The sequence below is a fragment of the Bradyrhizobium sp. KBS0727 genome (genome assembly GCF_005937885.2).
Taxonomy (GTDB): domain Bacteria; phylum Pseudomonadota; class Alphaproteobacteria; order Rhizobiales; family Xanthobacteraceae; genus Bradyrhizobium.
The window spans coordinates 3,036,187-3,054,312 of record NZ_CP042176.1; the positions used below are offsets into that span (position 1 = coordinate 3,036,187).

Sequence of the window (18,126 nt, forward strand, 5' to 3'; positions counted from 1 at the left end):
CCTGAAGTCCAACCCGCAAGCCGCTGACATGTCCTCCATTCTCGTTCAGGTGATCGTCGGCGGCCTGTTGCTCGGCGCGGTGTATGCGCTGTTTTCATCCGGCCTCACGCTGATCTGGGGCATGATGAACATCGTCAATTTCGCGCATGGCGATTTCGTCATGCTCGGAATGTACACGGCCTTCGTGGTCTGGACGCTGCTCGGCGTCGGGCCGCTGGCCGGTGTGCCGATCGCGGCGCTGGTGCTGGCAACCGTCGGTATCGTGGTCTATTTCGGGCTGATCCGCAGCGTGATGAAGGGGCCGATGCTGGCCCAGATTCTCGGGACCTTCGGGCTTGCGCTGTTGCTGCGCTATTCCGTGTTTTGGGCCTTCGGCGCCAACTTCCTCACCCTTCCGGGAGATCTGGTCGGCGGCACCTATGATGTGCTCGGCATCAAGTTGCAGGCTTCGCGTCTATTGGCCGGCGTCGTCGCCTTGCTGGTGACGCTCGGGCTGCATCTGCTGCTGACGCGCACTTCGCTCGGTTCGAAGATGCTCGCGGTTTCCGAGGATGCCACGGCGGCGCAGCTGATGGGCATTCGTCCCGACAGCATGCAGGCGATCGCCTGGGCGATCGCGGCCGGCGCCACCGGCCTCGCCGGCGCGCTGATCGCGACCTTCTTCTATATCGCGCCGACGGTCGGCGAGACGCTTGGCATCGTCGCTTTTGTCACGGTGTCGCTCGGCGGCTTCGGTAGCGTGCCGGGCGCGCTGGTCGCGGGGCTGCTGATCGGCGTCATCGAGTCTGTTTCGGCCTACTGGATCGGCGGGATCTACAAGGACATCGTGGTGTATTCGCTGTTCCTGTGTTTTCTCTGGTTCCGGCCGCAAGGCCTGATGGGCAAGACGTGATGCGGCGTTTCCTCTGGCCCTCGGTCGCGCTCGCGCTGGTGATCCTCTATCCGCTGGTGTTCACCACGCCGTTCCAGCAGCGGCTCGGCGCCCTGATCCTGCTCTATGCGATCGCGGCGTCGGCCTGGAATATCATCGGCGGCTATGCCGGGCAGGTCTCGGTCGGCCATGTCGTGTTCTTTGGCTGCGGCGCCTATGCGTCGATGGCGGCCTATTCGCATTTCGGGTTGCCGCCGCTGGTCGGCATTCCCGCGGGCATTGTCGCCAGCGTGGCGATCGCGGCCATCGTCGGCGTTCCGACGCTGCGGCTATCAGGCCATTATTTCAGCATGGCGACGATCGCGGTTGCCGAACTCGCGCGCCTGATCGTGACCAATACCGATTATCTCGGCGCTGCCGTCGGCCTCAGCGGTCCGACCGTGCCGCGCACCGTGTTCGATCTCTCCTTCATCTCGGCGCTGCCTTATTACTATCTGTTCCTGACCGTTCTCCTGATCACGCTCGGCATTACCTGGTGGATGACCAACAGCCGAATGGGCTTCTATCTGCGCGCGATCAAGGATTCCGAGCGCGCGGCGCGTTCGCTCGGTGCGCCGGCGAGCCGGACCAAGCTATACGCCTACATGCTGAGCGCGGGGCTCACCAGCGTCGCCGGTGCGCTCTATTCGATGATGTTCGGCTTCGTCGATCCGGAGTCCGGCCTCGGCATCCTGATCTCGGTAAAAATGCTGATCATGGCAGCACTCGGCGGCGCCGGTCTGCTGTTCGGTCCGCTGGTCGGCGCGGCGATCCTGGTGCCGCTGGAGGAAATCTCCAACAATCTGCTGGGCGGCAGGGGTGCCGGGCTCACCTTCGTCGTCTACGGCGCCATCATCGTTGTGATTGCGCGGTTCCAGCCGGGCGGCATTCTGGCGCTGATCAACCGGCTGTGGGCGAAGCGCAAGCCTGCCGAGGCGCCGGTTGCGCAGGGAGCACCCCATGCTTCTTGAAGCCCGCGACATCACCAAAGCCTTCGGCAGCTTCAAGGCGGTCGACGCCGCCAGCGTCACGCTGGAGCAGGGCGACATTCTCGGCCTCATCGGGCCCAACGGCGCCGGCAAGTCGACCTTCTTCAACTGCCTGACCGGCGATCTCGTCTCGACCTCGGGCCGGGTGCTGTTCGAGGGCCATGACATCACCGCCATGACGCCGGAGGCGCGGGCCCAGCTTGGGCTCGCGCGCACCTTCCAGGTGCCGCAGACATTTGAAGGCATGACCGTGCTTGAAAACGTGATGATCGGCGCGTTCCTGCGCACGCCACATCGCGCGGAAGCCGAGAGCAAAGCCCGCGCCGTGCTGGAGCGCGTCGGCATGAACAAACTGGCGGATGCGCCGGCACGTTCGCTCGGTACGCCCGGCCGCAAGCGGCTGGAGATCGCGCGCGCTCTCGCCACCGAGCCCAAGGTTCTGCTGCTCGACGAAGCCATGGCCGGGCTGACGCAGCGCGAGGTGCAGCTCGCGATCGACCTGGTGCGCGACATCCATCGTTCCGGCATCACGCTCGTGATCGTCGAACACATCATGGAAGTCATCATGTCGCTAGCAAGCCGCGTCGTGGTGTTCCACCAGGGCAAGGAGATTGCGCGCGGCAGCCCGCGCGAGGTCACCGCCAATCCGGCCGTGATCGCGGCCTATCTCGGCACCCGCGCCGCCAAGGCCGCCGCCGGTCATACGCCGGTCGAGTTGATGGGCGGACCCCCGACATGACTGGGCCGTTGCTTGCCATCCAGCATCTCGAAGTCCGCTACGGCGACCTGATCGGCGTGTCAGATGTTTCGCTCGAGGTGCCCGAGGGCAGCGTGGTGGCGCTGCTCGGCTCCAATGGCGGCGGCAAGACCACGGTGCTCAACGCCATCGCCGGGCTAATTCCTGTTCATGCCGGGTCGATCCGCTTCAACGGCGAGGAGATCGGCGGGCAGAGCGCGTTTGCGATCGTGCGCAAGCGACTGGCGCTGTCGCCGGAAGGCTGGCGGCTGTTCGTGCAGCAGAGCGTCGAGAACAATCTGCTGCTCGGTGCGACGCCGCTGCGCGACACGGCACGCAAGGCCACGCTGCTGGAGCGCGTCTATGCGATCTTTCCAAAACTGAAGGAGCGCCGTAACCAGCGCGCCGGCACGATGTCCGGCGGCGAGCGGCAGATGCTGGCGGTCGGCCGCGCGCTGATGAGCGACCCGAAACTGCTGATGCTGGACGAGCCGTCGCTGGGCCTTGCGCCCGCCGTGGTGGAATCCATGTACGAGACGTTTGAGCGATTGCACCGCGAAGGCCTGACCATCCTGCTTGCCGAACAGTCGATCGAACTGGCGCTGGAAGTCTCGGATTTTGCCACCGTGCTTCAAGTCGGCAAGAGCGTGCTGTCAGGCACCGCAGCCGCACTGGCGGAAGACCCGCAGGTGCAGAAGGCGTATCTCGGGGCGTGAGCTTCGCCCCACCCATGCTACGGCTATCTCTTCTGGGCCTTCATCTCGGCTTCCAGCACCAGCAACAGACAGCCGCTCAAGCGAGCCTCCATCTCCCGGTCGTGAATCGATAGCGGCCCGGGATCGTTGAGGATGGCGTTGACCAGCGTGCCCAGCACGACCTGCAAACCGAATGCGATGCCGCGCGTCTTGGCGGCCGCGCGTCCTCTGCCCATGGCGGGGAGGAGGAGCGGCGTGGCACGGGCTGAGGTGGCGCGAGCCAGGCCCTTGAAAGTGGTCCATCGATCGGGGCGGGTATCATCGTGCTGGAGTGCTGCCCGCAGCACGCCTTCGTGTTTTCGCATCCAGCCGACGATCCCGGTGACCAGCAGCCGGCAGCGCTCGGCGAGCCCGGCGTCAGAGAGCCGGGCATTCCCGGACATGCCGGACTGCATGCGTTCGCCATCGCGCGCGGCGAGTTCGATCAGGACGTTGAAATAGGCGTCCTTGCTCTCGAACCGGCTGTAGAAGGCGCCGACGGTGGCGCCAACCTGCCGGCACAGCGCTTCGATCGACAATTCCGCGAGGCTGTGGGTGCGAAGCATCTCCGCGCCGGCCTGCAGCAGGGCCGCCGTGGTCTCGCGGCTGCGCTTCTGCCGCGACGGGGTCATGCCTGGCAGGTCGAGTTCGCTGGCTCGGGAAGGCATCGGGATATTGCATCTCCGCGCAAAATAATCATAATGATAATTCGGATTATGGATTTTGGCAATGCGCGCTGAGCGGTTCTCCGCGACAGCATGGCCAAGGCTTCGGGCGAAACCGGCGGATCAACCGCGGTCGCGAATAGTACGGGAGGAATGCATGGCGGCAGGCAGCGCAAAACCGTTCGGCGGCGTCATCGACAAGACCGTGGCCGGCTCCAAGCCCTGGTGGCCGGACACGGCAAAACCGCCGCAGGGCGCGCCCAACATCCTGGTGGTGCTGTTCGACGACGTCGGCTTCTCCGATTTCGGCTGCTACGGCTCGCCGATCAGGACGCCGACCATCGACAGACTCGCGGCCGAAGGCCTGCGCTATTCCGGCTTCCATACCACCGCGATGTGTTCGACCACGCGCGCGGCGCTGTTGACCGGACGTAACCACCATTCGGTCGGCGTTGGCTGCCTCGCCAATTTCGATAGCGGCTATCCCGGTTACCGCGGCAAGATCGCGCGCGAGGCGGGGACGCTGGCGGAGATGCTGCGGCCGCACGGCTATCGCAACTACATGGTCGGCAAATGGCACGTCACGCCTTTGACCGAAAGCGGCGCCACCGGGCCGTTCGACGGCTGGCCGCTGGGGCGCGGCTTCGATCGCTTCTATGGTTTTCTGGATGCCGAGACCGATCAGTTCGCGCCCGAACTGGTCTCCGACAACACCCATATCGACCCGCCGGGGACGTTTGCCGATGGCTACCACCTGACGTCGGATCTGGTCGACCAAGCCATTCGCTTCATTGCCGACCACACCGCCGACCGGCCCGATATCCCGTGGCTGACCTGGCTGGCGCCGGCGGCCTGTCATGCGCCGCACCAGGCGCCCGCCGAACTCATCAGGAGCTATGACGCCACCTTCGCGCATGGCTGGGACATCGAGCGCGAGCAGCGCTTGGCGCGCCAGAAGGCGATGGGGATCGTGCCGCCGGAAACCCGAATGCCCGAACGCAATGATGGCGTCCGGGCCTGGGACGGCTACAGCGCCGACGAGCAGCGCCTGTTCACGCGGCTGCAGGCGGCCTTTGCCGGCATGCTCGATCACGCCGACCAGCATCTCGCCCGGCTGATCGGGTTTCTCGACACCGCCGGCATTCGCGACAACACGTTGATCCTCGTGCTGTCGGACAACGGCGCCAGCCAGGAAGGCGGGCCGCTCGGCTTCGTCAACGCGATGGGGCCGTATAATTTCCGTCCCGAACCGATCGCCGAGAAAATACGGCGGATCGACGATATCGGCGGTCCCGACTCGCACAGCAATTTCCCGCACGGCTGGGCCATGGCGTCGAACACGCCGCTGCGGCGCTACAAGCAGAACACCCATGGTGGCGGCATCCGCGATCCCTTCATCATGAACTGGCCGAACAAGATCGCCGCCAAGGGCGAACTGCGTCATCAGTTCGTGCACGCCTGCGACCTGACGCCGACCCTGCTCGATCTGATTGGCGTCAAACCGCCGACGGAGATCGCCGGCGTTCCCCAGATGCCGATGGAGGGCGAAAGCTTTGCGCGCTCCGTCTCGGATGCGTCGGCGCCGTCAAAGTCCTCGCCGCAATATTTCGAGATGTTCGGCCATCGCGGTATCTGGCAGGACGGCTGGAAGGCGGTTTCCTTCCACCCCTCGGGCACGCCGTTCGAGAACGACAAATGGGAGCTGTTTCATCTCGACAAGGATTTTTCCGAAACCAGCGATCTCGCGGAAACAGAGCCCGAACGTCTGGCCGAAATGGTCAAGCTGTGGTGGAACGAGGCCGAGCAGCACAACGTGTTGCCGCTCGACGACCGTTTCGCGGCGCGGTTTGCGGAAAACGCGGCGCGGTTTCAGGGGGCGCGCAACAAGTTCACCTTTCACGCCGGCATGGGCCACGTACCGACCGACGTCGCGCCCGACGTCCGCAGCCGCAGCTACACCATCGAAGCCCATGTCGAGATCGACAAGTCCGGCGTCGAGGGTGTGCTGATCTCCCATGGCGATATGACGTCCGGCTACAGCCTCTACGTCAAGGACGGCATGCTGGTGCACGACCTCAATATCGGCGGCGGCCATGAGATCGTGACCTCGACCAGCAAGGTGCCGGCGGGCGCACATCGCCTCGGCGTGCATGTCGAACGTCTGGTGCGCAAGGAGGCGCCGGCCAAGGGCGCGCGGACCGGGGTCACCGCCTATACGCTATTGATCGACGGCGAACCCGCGGGCTCGATCGAGACCCAGCTCGGATTCAACAATTTCATCTCCTGGTCCGGCCTCGACATCGGCCGCGACCGCTCCAGCCCGGTCTCGCACTACACCGCGCCGTTCGAGTTCACCGGCAGGCTGTTGCGGGTGACGGTCGACATGCACGAGGACCAGAAGCTCGACGGCGACGGCGTCGGGGCCGCGGAGATGGCGCGGCAGTAGCGCTTCCGTCATTGCGAGGAGCGTTAGCGACGAAGCAATCCATCTATCCGACATGCGGCACGATGGATTGCTTCGCGGAGCCTGTCATCGGGCGCGCATTCGCGCGACCCGTTGGCTCGCAATGACGGTGATTATGATGGCGTCCGCCTACTTGATCTTCTCGTACGCCGCGGCGAAATCGGTCAGCGGCATCGGGATAGCTATGACTTCCTTGGCCAGGTTCTGGAACGAGACCTTCAGCTGCTTGCCTGTCTTCATGGCGGCCAGCATCTCGGGCGAAATCGGGGTGTTGGCGTAGCAACCGCGCTGCTCACAGGTCTGGATCTGCAGGTCTGTGGCCTTCCCGTCATCGACCTGCAGCTTCGCGCCGGCCGGCAGGTTCAGCCCGAGCGGCAATTGAATGACGGCGACCGGCGCATGTGTATCGCTGGGAACGCGAATGTCGATCAGCACGATCAGTTGGCCGGTCTTGGTCAGAACGGCGGTCTGCTCGATCAGGCATTCGAGCGGCGCACCGCGGCTCGCGCTGCTGCATCGTGCGCTCCAGCCGGGAGGGGTGGGCGGATTTGCGGGCGCGGCCTCAGCCTGCGGGGCTGGCGTTGCCGGTGTAGGCGCTGCCTGTGCGGCAGGCGCGTTCCTGGCTTTCGGAGCCTGGGCGTAGCCCAGGCCCGGCAAACCGGGCGCCATGGCCAAGGCAAACATGATGGTGATGAAAGACTTTACTGAATTTTTCAATGAACCGGCTCCGGAATGTACACCCTTCGGATGTGCCGTTGGCCGGTTAAAGTCAAGTCACTCGGCCGCCTGCTTGACCGAACTGTGCGTGTCCGGATGCGCGGCTTCGTCTGATGGGGACGACCGGCCCCAACCCGCAAACGCGTTCGAAAGCCGGTCGAGATAGAGATACACGACAGGCGTCGTGAACAGCGTCAGCGCCTGGCTGACGATCAGGCCGCCGACCATGGCGTAACCCAGCGGCTGGCGAATTTCCGAGCCGGTACCGGTCCCGAGCATCAACGGTACGCCGCCGAGCAGGGCTGCCATCGTCGTCATCATGATCGGGCGGAACCGGAGCAGGGCCGCCTTTCGGATTGCGGCTTCGGGCTCCAGATGCTCGTCGCGTTCGGCCGTGATCGCGAAGTCGACCATCATGATGCCGTTCTTCTTCACGATGCCGATCAGAAGCACGATGCCGATCAGCGCGATCAAGCTGAAGTCGAATCCGAACAGCATCAGGATGGCGAGCGCGCCGACGCCGGCCGATGGCAGCGTCGACAGGATCGTGATCGGGTGGATGTAGCTTTCGTAGAGAATGCCGAGGATCAGGTACACCACCACCAGCGCCGCCAGGATCAGCAGCGGCACGGTGCCGAGCGATTGCTGGAATGCCTGCGCCGTGCCCTGGAAGCTCGAGTTGAGCGTCGTCGGCGCGCCGAGTTCGACCATCGCCTTCTGCACCGCGACGGTTGCCTGGCCCAGCGCCACGCCCTGTCCGAGGTTGAAGCTGATGGTGATCGCCGGGAACTGGCCCTGATGGCTGATCGACAACGGCCGCACCGGGACGCTGGTCCAGGTCGCGAAGGTCGACAGCGGCACCTGATCGCCCGTGGTCGGCGACTTCACATAGATCTTGTTCAGCGTGTCGAGGCTGCCCTGCAATTCCGGCAGCACTTCGAGGATCACGTGATAGCTGTTGAGCTGCGTGAAGTACTGCGTCACCTGGCGCTGGCCGAAGGCGTCATACAGCGTGTCGTCGATCAGTTGCGGCTGGATGCCGTAGCGCGAGGCGGTGTCGCGGTTGATCTTCAGCTCGAGCGTGGTGCCCTTGGTCTGCTGGTCGGTGGCGACGTCGCGCAGCTCGGGCAGCGTCTGCATCTTGGCCAGGATCTTCGGCGCCCATTCGTTCAGCTCGGCGAGATTGGCGTCCTGCAACGTGAACTCGAACTGGGTTCGCGTCGGCCGGCCGCCGAGCCGGACGTCCTGGGCGGCCTGCATATAGAGGCGGGCGCCCTCGACCTTTTCGAGCTGGGGACGCAGCCGGGCGATGATCTGCTGCGCATTCGCTTTGCGCTCGTTGCGCGGCTTCAGCGTGATGAACAGGTTGCCGTTGTTGCCGGCACGGCCGCTGCCGCCGATCGCCATCGCGACGGTGGCGACGTCGGGATCTGCCTGCACGATTTTGCCGAGCTCTTCCTGATGCCGCTTCATGTCGGCGAAGGAAATGTCCTGGTTGGCTTCCGAGGTGGCGGTGATCAGGCCGTTATCCTGCTGCGGGAAGAAGCCCTTGGGAATGACCACGAACAGGTAGACCGACAGTCCAAGCGTGGCGAAGAAGATCATCAGCGTGGTGAGCTTCCAGCGCAGCGCGCGGTCGAGACCGCGTTCATAGCTGCGCAGCATCGCGTCGAACGCGCTTTCGCTCCACTGGTAGAACCGGCCGTGTTTGGTCTCGCCATGCGCGCGCAGGAAGCGTGAAGCCATCATTGGCGTCAGCGTCAGTGCCACGACCATCGATACGAAGATCGTCATCGCCAGCGTCACCGCGAATTCGCGGAACAATCGTCCGATGATGCCGCCCATCAGCAGCAGCGGGATCAGCACCGCGACCAGCGAGACGCTGATCGAGACGATGGTGAAGCCGATTTCGCTGGCGCCCTTGAAGGCGGCGGCCATCGGTTTCTCGCCTTCCTCGATATAGCGGGTGATGTTTTCCAGCATCACGATGGCGTCGTCGACCACGAAGCCGACGGCGATGGTCAGCGCCATCAGTGACAGGTTGTCGAGCGTGTAGCCGAACACCCACATCAGCGCGCAAGCGCCGAGTAGCGCCAGCGGCACCGTGACGGTCGGGATGACGGTGGCCCAGAAACTACGCAGGAAGACAAAGATGACCATCACCACCAGCGCGATGGTGAGCAGCAGGGTAAATTGCACGTCCTCGACCGCGGCGCGGATGGTCTGGGTGCGGTCGCTGATGACTTCGATCTTGATAGCGGGCGGGATCGCCGCGACCAGCCGCGGCAGCGTCGCCTTGATCTTGTCCACGGTCTCGATGACGTTGGCGCCGGGCTGCTTGAACACCACGAGGAACACGCCGCGCTTGCCGTTGGCCCAGGCCGCCTGCTTGGCGTCTTCCGGGCCGGTGACGGCCTGGCCGATATCCTTGATCCGCAGCGGGCCGCCGTTGCGATAGGCAATGATGACGTCGTTCCAGTCCTTGGAATCGAGCAACTGGTCGTTGGCGTAGATGGTGTAGGCGCGGGTATCGCCGTCGATGTTGCCCTTCGGGCTGTCGACAGTCGTGATCGCGATCGCGGCGCGCACGTCTTCCAGCGAAAGGCCCTTGGCGACGAGCTTGGCTGGATCGATCTGGACGCGGATCGCGGGCTTCTGCTGCCCGCCGATGATGACCTGGGCGACGCCCGCGATCTGGCTGATCTGCTGCGCGAGCTGGGCGTCGACGGCATCGCTGACGGTGGTCAGCGGCAGCGTTTCCGACGTCGCCGACAGCAGCAGGATCGGCGAGTCCGCCGGGTTGACCTTGCGATAGGTCGGCGGCGAGGGGAGGTTTTTCGGCAACTGTCCGCCGGCGGCGTTGATCGCGGCCTGGACGTCGTTGGCGGCGGCGTCGATCGAGCGGTTGAGATCGAACTGGATCGTTACCGCGGCGGTGCCGAGGTAACTGGTGGAGGTCATCTGCGCGACGCCGGGAATCTGCGCGAGCTGACGTTCCAGCGGCTGCGCCACCGACGAGGCCATCGTTTCCGGACTGCCGCCTGGGAGCGAGGCGGCGACCTGGATGGTCGGGAAGTCGACCTGCGGCAGCGGTGCCACCGGCAGCAGCGGATAGGCGACCAGGCCGACGAACAGAATCCCCGCCATCATCAGCGAGGTGCCGATCGGATAGCGAATGAAAGGCGCCGAGATTCCGTCGCTCATTCCGATTTGACCTTGGTCTGGGCCGGATCCGAACTTGCCACCGCCGTGGAAACCAGCGTGCCCGGCTGCACCTTGTACTGGCCGGCCGTAATCACCTGTTCGCCGGGCGACAGTCCCTCATCGACCACCGAACGTCCGTCGATCGACCGCGTCGACTTGATCTTGCGCAGCTCGGCCTTGTTCTCTGCCGTGACCGCGAAGGCATAGAGGCCGTCGGTGCCATGTTGGATGGCATCGTCGGGTACCACGGTGGCATCCTTCAGCGTTGCGACCAGAAGCCGGGTCGAAACCGACTGGCCCGGCCACAGCGCATGGTCCTTGTTGTCAAACACCGCCTTGAGCCGAATAGTCCCGCTCGTCGTATCGACCTGGTTGTTGATCAGCGACAGCGTTCCCGTCGACAGCACACGCTTGCCGTCGGTGGAGAGCGCGATGGTCTTCGGCGGGGCGGCGGCCAGCGCCGCCTTGATGTCCGGCAACTGGTCTTCCGGCGCGGTAAAGATCACGGCGATCGGCTCGATCTGGGCGATGGACACGATGCCGGTCTGGGTCACGGCGTTGACGATATTGCCGACGTCGACCTGGCGCAGCCCGACGACACCGGAGATCGGCGCCTTGATGGTGGCGTAATCGAGCTGGGTTTGCGCATTGAAAATCGCCGCCGCGTCGGCCTGAATCTGCGCCGTCAGCTGGGCTACGGTGGAACGCTGGGTGTCGGTCTGCTGCCGGGTCGCGAATTCGCCGAGCTTGGTATAGCGCTGCAGATCGAGATTGGCGTTGGCGAGATTGGCTTCGTCCTGCGCCTTCTTGGCGGTGGCCTGGTCGAGGGCTGCCTGGAACGGCCGTGGATCGATCTCGACCAGCGTGTCGCCTTCCTTGACGAACTGGCCTTCCTGGAAGGCGATCTTGTTGATCTGGCCATCGACCCGGGTGCGGACCAGCACGGTGTTGAAGCCCTGCACGGTGCCGAGGCCGGTCAGGTAGACCGGAAAGTCGGCCTTCCCGACCGGGGCGATCTTGACGGGAACGGCGACACGCGCGGGCGCGCTCTTTTGGGCGTCAGCCTGGGCCTGATGATCGTTGCCGTGGAATTTTTGCCAGCCGAAATAGCCCAGCCCGGCGATCGCCGCGGTCAGTAACACCCAGCGGATAGTTCGCGATGTCGACATACGGTTCCGAGTGCTTGAAGAACTGGGTTCGAAAAACAACGAATGGGTGCTTAAAACGATCCCCACGGCCGCCAGATATAGTCCGCCGGCACTCCCCGTGTACACACACTTACGCTTGAGAATTCTAAACAATTGGAAAGGTTTGCGGGGTTTTCTGCTCTGGATTGCGCGGTTGGAAAGATATCGCCTGGAGCGAGGCGGGCGCCGTCTGCGGAGCGGTCGATCGCTGGCGCCTTCCTGCACCAAGGCGTCGCCCCTGAAGCCAAGCGAGGCCTGCGCGCGCTCGCGCCGGTGCCATTTCGGTCCGGGTTGAAACGCTGATGGATGTCGTCCATATCGCGCGCATCGAGCTTTGACCCTGGGGCGCATGATGGATGAACTGAACGGACGCATGATGGCGTGCCAGATCCTGGTGACGGGATTGATCGCGCGCGTCGCCAACAACTCGCCCGATCCGCTGCGCTTCCTCTCCGACTTCCGCGACGAGATCAAAGCGGTGGTGAAAGGCGTCAACATCGCCGGCATGGAAAACACCGATCGTGTTCGCCAGGTCGCGCAGTCGACGGTCGATGAATTGTTTTCGTTGATGAAGCCGCCGAGCGAAGATTGATCGGCGATCGAAATCGGCGAAGCAAATTGGACCTTATTTTACTGGGTTTTCTCGCATTTCCTTAGAACGGTTATAAAGCGTGCCCGCGTTTAGAACGCTTGCAAATTAGAACGCTTTCAAACTGGAAATTAGAATTGCTTTCAACTGGATGGATTCAAGCGCGATGTTGTCGTCATCGCATTGACCCTGATTTTCTCGCTCTGTAGCACCACGTCCGGGACGGTTGGTCGCGCGTCGAATCTGCGCATCAGCCAAAACTCTGCCAGGGGCGCGTTATCAAATGAACAAAGCAAAAGCACCGAGGTCGCTGCGTTTTGAAGCAGCGATCAACTCGGTCGGTCAGACCATCGAAAACAATTCGGGCAAAACGGTTTCCGCGGTCGCAGGATTGATCGCGGTCGCATCGTTTTCGGGCGCCGAAGCGCAGCAAACCAGCCTCCCGCCCGTGACGGTCGATGCCCCGGTCGCTCGGCCGAAGCCTGCCGCCTCGAAGCCTTCGGCGGACCAGGTCCGCGCCCGTACCGCCTTGCGCCGCGCCGCACGCCGCTCGCAGCCGGCGCAGGTTGCTGCCGTGCCGTACCCCAACGCCGGCGGCCTTGCCGCCGACCGTAATCCCTATGCTGACGCCTCAGCGCCCTACAAGGTCGATCACGTGCAGGCGACCGGCAAGTTTCCCGAGCCGCTGTTGAACACGCCGAAGACCATCACGGTGCTCTCCAAGGAAGTTCTGGCCGACGAGAACGCCACCACGCTGAGGCAGGCGGTGCTGAGCACGGCCGGCGTGACGCTGGGTACCGGCGAGGGCGGCAATGCCTTCGGCGACCGCTTCTTCATCCGCGGCTTCGACGCCCGCAACGACGTCTTCCTCGACGGTATCCGCGACGCCGGCGTCAGCGTTCGCGAAAACTTCTTCACCGAGCAGGTCGAGATCCTGCGCGGTCCGGGTTCGACCTTTGCCGGTCGTGGCACCGCTGGCGGCGCGATCAACATCGTGACCAAGCAGGCGACGACGGAAAAAAGCTTCTACAACATGGACACCACGCTTGGGACCGACAGCACCAAGCGTGTCGTGCTCGACGTCAACCAGGTGATCAGCCCGACCTTTGCGGTTCGCGCCGCCGGCCTGTTCCAGGACGCGACCGTCGCCGGCCGTAACAACAGCAAGGACGATCGCGACGGCCAGTTCATCACGGCGAAATGGACCCCGCTGGATTCGGTGACGGTGTACGGAAACTATATCCACACCAACCTGCACGGCATGCCGGATTTCGGCGTGCCGTATTTCCGGCCGGGCGGCACGGGCTCTAGCACCCAGCAGTTCACGTCCACCGCCGGCGGCCCGTACACCGATTTCGGTGTCAACCGGAATACATTCTACGGCCTGGTCTTCCGTGACTATTACAGCATCAAGCAGGACATCGGCACCGTCGGCGGCGAGATCATGATCACGCCGGACCTGACGCTGAGCAACAAGACCCGGTACCAGCGTTCAGTGCAGGACTATATCGGAACGCTTCCGGAGCAGCCGAACACACTCACAGGCTTGCTGAACCTCAATCCGCAGAGTCGCTATCAGGTGACCGAAAACACCGCCAACCAGACCGAACTGACCTACAAGTTCAATACTTTCGGCTGGAAGCACACCGCGCTCGCCGGCGTCGAAGTCTCGCGCGAGATTTCGAGCATCGACAGATATACCGGGCTCAGTTCGGAAGCGCTCGGCAATCAGGGAGCGCCGAGCGGCACCATCACAGGGGCGAGTATCTTCTATCCGCAGTACACGTATTTCCAGCCCACCAGCAGCCCGCAATGGACAGGCCTTCCGACCAGAGTCGCCATCGATACCCAGAGCGTCTATGCGATGGATAGCGCCAACTACAACGACAAGATCATCCTCAACGGCGGCGTTCGCTACGATAACTATGACGTCAAGGCGACTGGCTTTGGTACGGCCAGCGGCCAGTTGTCGCCCAATCTCTGGAATGCGCAGGAAGTGCGAAGCGGCATGCCGAACTTCAACCTCGGCCTGACGCTGAAGCCGATGCCGATCGGCAGTGTCTACGTCGCCTATGCGACGTCCACGAACCCGGTGGGCTCCGAATTCGACGGCACGTCAGCGCAATATGGGGGTCTCGCTGGTTTCCTCGCCGGAAACCCAAATCAGGTGTTCGGGCCGGAGAAGAACAAGGCGATCGAGGTCGGAACCAAGTGGGAGCTGTTTGACCGGCACATGCTGGTGACGGCGGCATTGTTCCAGACCGAGAAGGACAATGCGCGCGAGTCGCAAAACGTCACCACCGCGGCGCAAGCAGCCGCGATTCCGGGCTGCGCGTATACGCTCGTGTCTCCCGCCCCAGAGTCCTGCATCTCCGCCGGGGCGGCGTATCGCATCCGCGGTATCGACCTCGGCATGGGCGGCAAGATCACCGACAGATGGAGCATGATGGCCGGCCTCGTGCTGATGCAATCGGAGGTGACGAATTCGCAACTCAGGGTGACCCCCCAGCCGTTGCTCTATGCGAGCAATGTCGGACTGCCGCTGGCCAACGTCGCGCATCAGTCGTTCAGCTTGCTCACCAAGTATCAGCTCAACGATGTCTGGGAACTCGGCGGCCAGGCGGTGTACCGGTCGAAGATCTATGGCGGTACTTTCCTCGCCGCCAACCAGGGCACGTCGCTTCCAAGCTACTGGCGCTTCGACGCCTTTGCGGAAGCCAAGCTCGACAAGAACTGGACGGCGAAACTGTTCGTCGCCAACCTCACCAACAAGCTCTACTATGATGCGCTCTACCAAAGCGCCGCGCCCTTCGTTCTGGTCGCGCCGGGTCGGAGTGTGAGCATGGTGATCTCGGCACGCTACTAACTGCAAGACAGGGATGCAGGTGGAATGCTGATTTGCATCCCCAACGTACTAAGCAAGGCCGATGTGGCGGACTTCCGCCGCATCATGGATGAATCCGACTGGGAGGACGGCCGCTCCACGGCCGGCGCGCAGTCGGCGCTGGTCAAGCGGAACGAACAACTGCCGCCGGACAGCGAGGTCGCGCGCACGCTCGGCAATCGCGTGCTGTCGGCGCTGACGGCCAGCCCGAAATTCATTTCAGCGGCGATTCCGCTGCAGATCTTTCCGCCGCTGTTCAACCGCTATGTCGCTTCTGACGGCCACCATTTCGGCGTCCATGTCGACAACGCGGTGCGGGGAGACCGTCTCACCGGCCTGCGGATCCGGACCGACCTGTCGGTCACGTTGTTTTTATCCGAGCCGGAGGAGTATGACGGCGGGGAACTGGTGGTCGAGGATCTCTACGGATCCCATGAAATCAAGCTCGCAGCCGGGGACCTAGTGCTTTATCCTGCGTCTAGTTTGCATCTGGTCACGCCGGTCACGCGAGGTATGCGTGTCGCGTCTTTTTTCTGGTTGCAGAGCATGGTACGGGATGCGCACGCCCGCAGCCTGATCTTCGACCTTGATACCGCGATACAGGCCTTGGTGGAGCGGCTCGGACGAGATGACCCTGAAACGGTCAAATTGACCGGCATTTATCACAACCTGATCCGCTACTGGGCCGAAGTATGATGACCTCACTTTCCCGCGTGACGTTTGCCGTGATCCCGGCGCTGGCAATGCTGTGGCTGGCCTCGCCCGTATCGGCCCAACAGGCCCAGCCGAAGGCGGGGCCCGCGGCGACGGCCGCGCCTGTGGTCCAGGCCGCCCCGGTTGGGTCGCAGCCCGCAGCACCGCTCCAGGCCGCACCGCCGGTTCAGACCCCGGCACCGCCGGCCGCTACTGCGCCGACCGCCGCGGCGCCGGCTTCGGACGCCGCAGCGCCACCGGTCGAGCGCGAAGGCAGACTGTTGAAAGCGGCTGCGGTCGAACTGCGCGAATTCTCGCCGTGGTCGATGTTCGTGTCGGCGGACGTGGTGGTGAAGGCCGTCATGATCGGCCTTGCCTTTGCTTCGCTGGTCACCTGGACAATCTTTATTGCCAAGATGATCGAACTGTCCGTCGTTCAGCGCAACCTGCGCGCGGCGCTCGGCAAGATTGCCGACGCGCGGTCGCTGGCGGAAGCGCAATTCGCGCTGGGCTCGAAGGGCAGCGTGCTGTTTTCATTGCTGGCGGCGGCGATGCGCGAGGCGCGGATGTCGGCAGGAATTTCCAGCGACGCCGGCATCAAGGAACGCGCCGCGTCAAGCTTTGGCGAAATCGTACGCGCCGAGGCGCGGCGGATCCGGCTGGGCATGGGATTGCTGGCGACGATCGGCGCGACCTCGCCCTTCGTCGGACTGTTCGGCACCGTCTGGGGCATCATGAACAGTTTTATTGGCATTTCGAAATCGCAGACCACGAACCTTGCCGTGGTGGCCCCCGGCATCGCCGAGGCGCTGCTTGCCACCGCGATCGGCCTCGTGGCGGCGATCCCGGCCGTCATCATCTACAATCACTTCGCGCGCGTCACTAAAGGCTATATGGAGCAGGTCGGCCGGGCCTCGGGCGCCGCGGGCCGGCTGTTGTCGCGCGATCTCGATCGCACCCATGTCAGCTCCGTCAGCGGTTCGCATGGCCGCGCAGCGGCGGAGTAGCCGATGGGCGCGTCGCTCGCAGACACCGACCTTGATGACGACAGCGATTTCGCGGAATCGCACGAGATCAACGTCACGCCGTTCATCGACGTCATTCTGGTCCTGCTGATCATCTTCATGGTGGCGGCGCCGCTGTCGACCGTCGACCTGCCGATCGACCTGCCGACATCGACCGCGAGCCCGCAGAAGAAGCCGGACAAGCCGACCTATGTCAGCATCAAGCCGGATCTTGCGGTCGCGATCGGGGAGAACCTGGTCAAACGGGTCGATCTGGTGCGTTCGCTGGATGCGATGGCTGATGCGAGCAAGGACCGCTTCATCTTCCTGCGCGCCGATCGCGCCGTGCCCTATGGCGAACTGATGGACGTGCTGGAAATCCTGCGTTCCGGCGGCTATTCCAAGATCAAGCTGGTGGCGCTCGAAGGCGTTCCGGATGCGGCGGCGGCGCAAGCGGCGCCGGCCAAACCTTAAAAGAAGGGGAAGCTGTGAGCGGCCTCGACGAGCAAAAACCATCCCGGCGGCTTTGGGTTTTTGCCGCGGTGATCGCGCTCCTGCTGCATGCCGGTGGCGCGGCATTGGCGATCGCGCATCTGCAGACCGATGAGCCCGAAGAGTCGCTCGGCGCCAACGCGATCGAGGTGGGAATAGAACTGGCGTCGGTGCGCCGCGAGGCGACCGACCTGCCGGCGGGGCCGGATACCGATGCTTCCGCGGCGTCGCCGCAACTTGCCGAGCAGAAGGCCGAGGTCAAGGAAACCGACCTACCGCAGGACAAGCCGACCGAGGTTGACGAGGCCGACCGGGTGGTGACGCCGAACGAGTCGAAAAAGCCAAAGGAAGATGACCCGAAAGTCGCCGCCGTTCAGACTACGGCCTCAACCGAATCCGTCGCGGCCGAAGCTACCGCCACGCCGAGTTCAGATGCCATTCCGGAGGGGACGCGCTCGGTCGCTCCGGCGATCGGAACCGGGGAAACGGCGCAGCGCGTGCGCGCGACCTGGCAGAAGGAACTGCTGGCCCATCTCGACAAGCACAAGCGCAATCCGAACCTGCAGAAGTTCAAGAATACCAAAGTCGTGGTCAACTTGACGCTGGACCGGCTCGGACACGTCGTCGCGACCAGCATCGTGGAGAGTTCCGGCGAACCCGCTTACGACGCCGCCGCGCTGGATATGCTCAAGCGTTCCGATCCCGTCCCGCAACCGCCGCCGCTGGTCGCCGACGAGGGGTTGAGTTTTTCCGTGCCGGTGATTTTCCGCGTCAAGGGCGGCAAGAGCTGAGGCTGAACCATCGTCATTGCTGTGCATGTTCAATAATTCGCTGATTGAATCACCCCCCTGAGAGGAG

15 protein-coding genes are annotated in these 18,126 nt (G+C 63.8%); 11 read left to right on the plus strand and 4 right to left on the minus strand.

Features of this window, described 5'->3' with window-relative positions:
- Positions 1-28: 28 nt before the first annotated feature.
- Genes FFI89_RS13840 through FFI89_RS13855 form a run of 4 tightly spaced genes read left to right on the plus strand, consistent with a single transcriptional unit; the run spans position 29 to position 3,351 of the window.
- Entirely contained in the window at positions 29-892 is an 864-nt protein-coding gene (locus FFI89_RS13840; RefSeq protein WP_138837369.1) for a branched-chain amino acid ABC transporter permease, read from the plus strand.
- Positions 892-1,881 carry a branched-chain amino acid ABC transporter permease gene (locus tag FFI89_RS13845; RefSeq protein WP_138837371.1) on the plus strand — a complete coding sequence of 330 codons (990 nt, stop codon included), beginning with the start codon at positions 892-894 and terminating at the stop codon, positions 1,879-1,881. Before FFI89_RS13840 ends, FFI89_RS13845 begins: the two co-directional genes overlap by 1 nt.
- On the plus strand, positions 1,871-2,638 hold the full coding sequence (locus FFI89_RS13850) for an ABC transporter ATP-binding protein (protein ID WP_138837373.1): 768 nt from the start codon (positions 1,871-1,873) through the stop codon (positions 2,636-2,638). The genes FFI89_RS13845 and FFI89_RS13850 overlap by 11 nt, the downstream gene beginning before the upstream one ends.
- Positions 2,635-3,351: an ABC transporter ATP-binding protein gene (locus FFI89_RS13855; RefSeq protein WP_138837375.1), complete on the plus strand. Its 717-nt coding sequence runs from the start codon at positions 2,635-2,637 to the stop codon at positions 3,349-3,351. The genes FFI89_RS13850 and FFI89_RS13855 overlap by 4 nt, the downstream gene beginning before the upstream one ends.
- 23 nt (positions 3,352-3,374) lie before the next feature.
- Here FFI89_RS13855 and FFI89_RS13860 read toward each other — a convergent pair whose 3' ends face one another.
- Positions 3,375-4,037 carry a TetR/AcrR family transcriptional regulator gene (locus tag FFI89_RS13860; RefSeq protein WP_138837377.1) on the minus strand — a complete coding sequence of 221 codons (663 nt, stop codon included), beginning with the start codon at positions 4,035-4,037 and terminating at the stop codon, positions 3,375-3,377.
- A gap of 154 nt (positions 4,038-4,191) precedes the next feature.
- On the opposite strand from FFI89_RS13860, the gene FFI89_RS13865 reads away from it, so the two are divergent.
- Positions 4,192-6,480, plus strand: coding sequence for an arylsulfatase (locus FFI89_RS13865; RefSeq protein ID WP_138837379.1), 2,289 nt, complete (start codon positions 4,192-4,194; stop codon positions 6,478-6,480).
- Positions 6,481-6,627: 147 nt separating this feature from the next.
- Here the strand turns inward: FFI89_RS13865 and FFI89_RS13870 are convergent, their stop codons facing one another.
- The 3 genes from FFI89_RS13870 to FFI89_RS13880 form a co-directional block, all read right to left on the minus strand.
- A complete protein-coding gene (locus FFI89_RS13870; RefSeq protein ID WP_138839256.1) occupies positions 6,628-7,182 on the minus strand; it encodes an invasion associated locus B family protein in 555 nt (184 codons plus the stop codon).
- Positions 7,183-7,272: 90 nt separating this feature from the next.
- Entirely contained in the window at positions 7,273-10,419 is a 3,147-nt protein-coding gene (locus FFI89_RS13875) for a multidrug efflux RND transporter permease subunit (RefSeq protein WP_138837381.1), read from the minus strand.
- The gene (locus FFI89_RS13880; protein WP_138837383.1) at positions 10,416-11,588 is read right to left on the minus strand and encodes an efflux RND transporter periplasmic adaptor subunit; all 1,173 of its coding nucleotides are present in this window, start codon (positions 11,586-11,588) and stop codon (positions 10,416-10,418) included. The genes FFI89_RS13875 and FFI89_RS13880 overlap by 4 nt, the downstream gene beginning before the upstream one ends.
- 370 nt (positions 11,589-11,958) lie before the next feature.
- Here FFI89_RS13880 and FFI89_RS13885 point away from each other — a divergent pair, with 370 nt between their 5' ends.
- From FFI89_RS13885 to FFI89_RS13910, 6 genes are all read left to right on the plus strand, one after another.
- Complete coding sequence (locus FFI89_RS13885; RefSeq protein WP_138837385.1) at positions 11,959-12,198, plus strand: hypothetical protein; 240 nt, start codon at positions 11,959-11,961, stop codon at positions 12,196-12,198.
- Between the two features lie 280 nt (positions 12,199-12,478).
- Positions 12,479-15,061 (plus strand): TonB-dependent siderophore receptor, encoded by a 2,583-nt coding sequence (locus tag FFI89_RS13890; RefSeq protein WP_138837387.1) that lies wholly within the window; start codon positions 12,479-12,481, stop codon positions 15,059-15,061.
- Positions 15,062-15,085: 24 nt separating this feature from the next.
- A complete protein-coding gene (locus tag FFI89_RS13895) occupies positions 15,086-15,775 on the plus strand; it encodes a Fe2+-dependent dioxygenase (protein ID WP_138837389.1) in 690 nt (229 codons plus the stop codon).
- Positions 15,772-16,779, plus strand: a complete 1,008-nt coding sequence (exbB, locus tag FFI89_RS13900; RefSeq protein WP_210249115.1) for a tonB-system energizer ExbB — start codon at positions 15,772-15,774, stop codon at positions 16,777-16,779. The genes FFI89_RS13895 and exbB overlap by 4 nt, the downstream gene beginning before the upstream one ends.
- 3 nt (positions 16,780-16,782) lie before the next feature.
- On the plus strand, positions 16,783-17,250 hold the full coding sequence (gene exbD / locus FFI89_RS13905; RefSeq protein ID WP_138837391.1) for a TonB system transport protein ExbD: 468 nt from the start codon (positions 16,783-16,785) through the stop codon (positions 17,248-17,250).
- Between the two features lie 14 nt (positions 17,251-17,264).
- Entirely contained in the window at positions 17,265-18,059 is a 795-nt protein-coding gene (locus FFI89_RS13910) for a TonB family protein (RefSeq protein WP_138837393.1), read from the plus strand.
- The last annotated feature ends 67 nt before the right edge of the window (positions 18,060-18,126 follow it).

Bases quoted from the DNA above. Each gene is read 5' to 3' on its own strand.
- FFI89_RS13840 (WP_138837369.1), top strand. From the start codon at position 29: ATGTCCTCCATTCTCGTTCAGGTGATCGTCGGCGGCCTGTTGCTCGGC.
- FFI89_RS13845 (WP_138837371.1), top strand. From the start codon at position 892: ATGCGGCGTTTCCTCTGGCCCTCGGTCGCGCTCGCGCTGGTGATCCTC.
- FFI89_RS13850 (WP_138837373.1), top strand. From the start codon at position 1,871: ATGCTTCTTGAAGCCCGCGACATCACCAAAGCCTTCGGCAGCTTCAAG.
- FFI89_RS13855 (WP_138837375.1), top strand. From the start codon at position 2,635: ATGACTGGGCCGTTGCTTGCCATCCAGCATCTCGAAGTCCGCTACGGC.
- FFI89_RS13860 (WP_138837377.1), bottom strand. From the start codon at position 4,037: ATGCCTTCCCGAGCCAGCGAACTCGACCTGCCAGGCATGACCCCGTCG.
- FFI89_RS13865 (WP_138837379.1), top strand. From the start codon at position 4,192: ATGGCGGCAGGCAGCGCAAAACCGTTCGGCGGCGTCATCGACAAGACC.
- FFI89_RS13870 (WP_138839256.1), bottom strand. From the start codon at position 7,182: ATGTTTGCCTTGGCCATGGCGCCCGGTTTGCCGGGCCTGGGCTACGCC.
- FFI89_RS13875 (WP_138837381.1), bottom strand. From the start codon at position 10,419: ATGAGCGACGGAATCTCGGCGCCTTTCATTCGCTATCCGATCGGCACC.
- FFI89_RS13880 (WP_138837383.1), bottom strand. From the start codon at position 11,588: ATGTCGACATCGCGAACTATCCGCTGGGTGTTACTGACCGCGGCGATC.
- FFI89_RS13885 (WP_138837385.1), top strand. From the start codon at position 11,959: ATGGATGAACTGAACGGACGCATGATGGCGTGCCAGATCCTGGTGACG.
- FFI89_RS13890 (WP_138837387.1), top strand. From the start codon at position 12,479: ATGAACAAAGCAAAAGCACCGAGGTCGCTGCGTTTTGAAGCAGCGATC.
- FFI89_RS13895 (WP_138837389.1), top strand. From the start codon at position 15,086: ATGCTGATTTGCATCCCCAACGTACTAAGCAAGGCCGATGTGGCGGAC.
- exbB (WP_210249115.1), top strand. From the start codon at position 15,772: ATGATGACCTCACTTTCCCGCGTGACGTTTGCCGTGATCCCGGCGCTG.
- exbD (WP_138837391.1), top strand. From the start codon at position 16,783: ATGGGCGCGTCGCTCGCAGACACCGACCTTGATGACGACAGCGATTTC.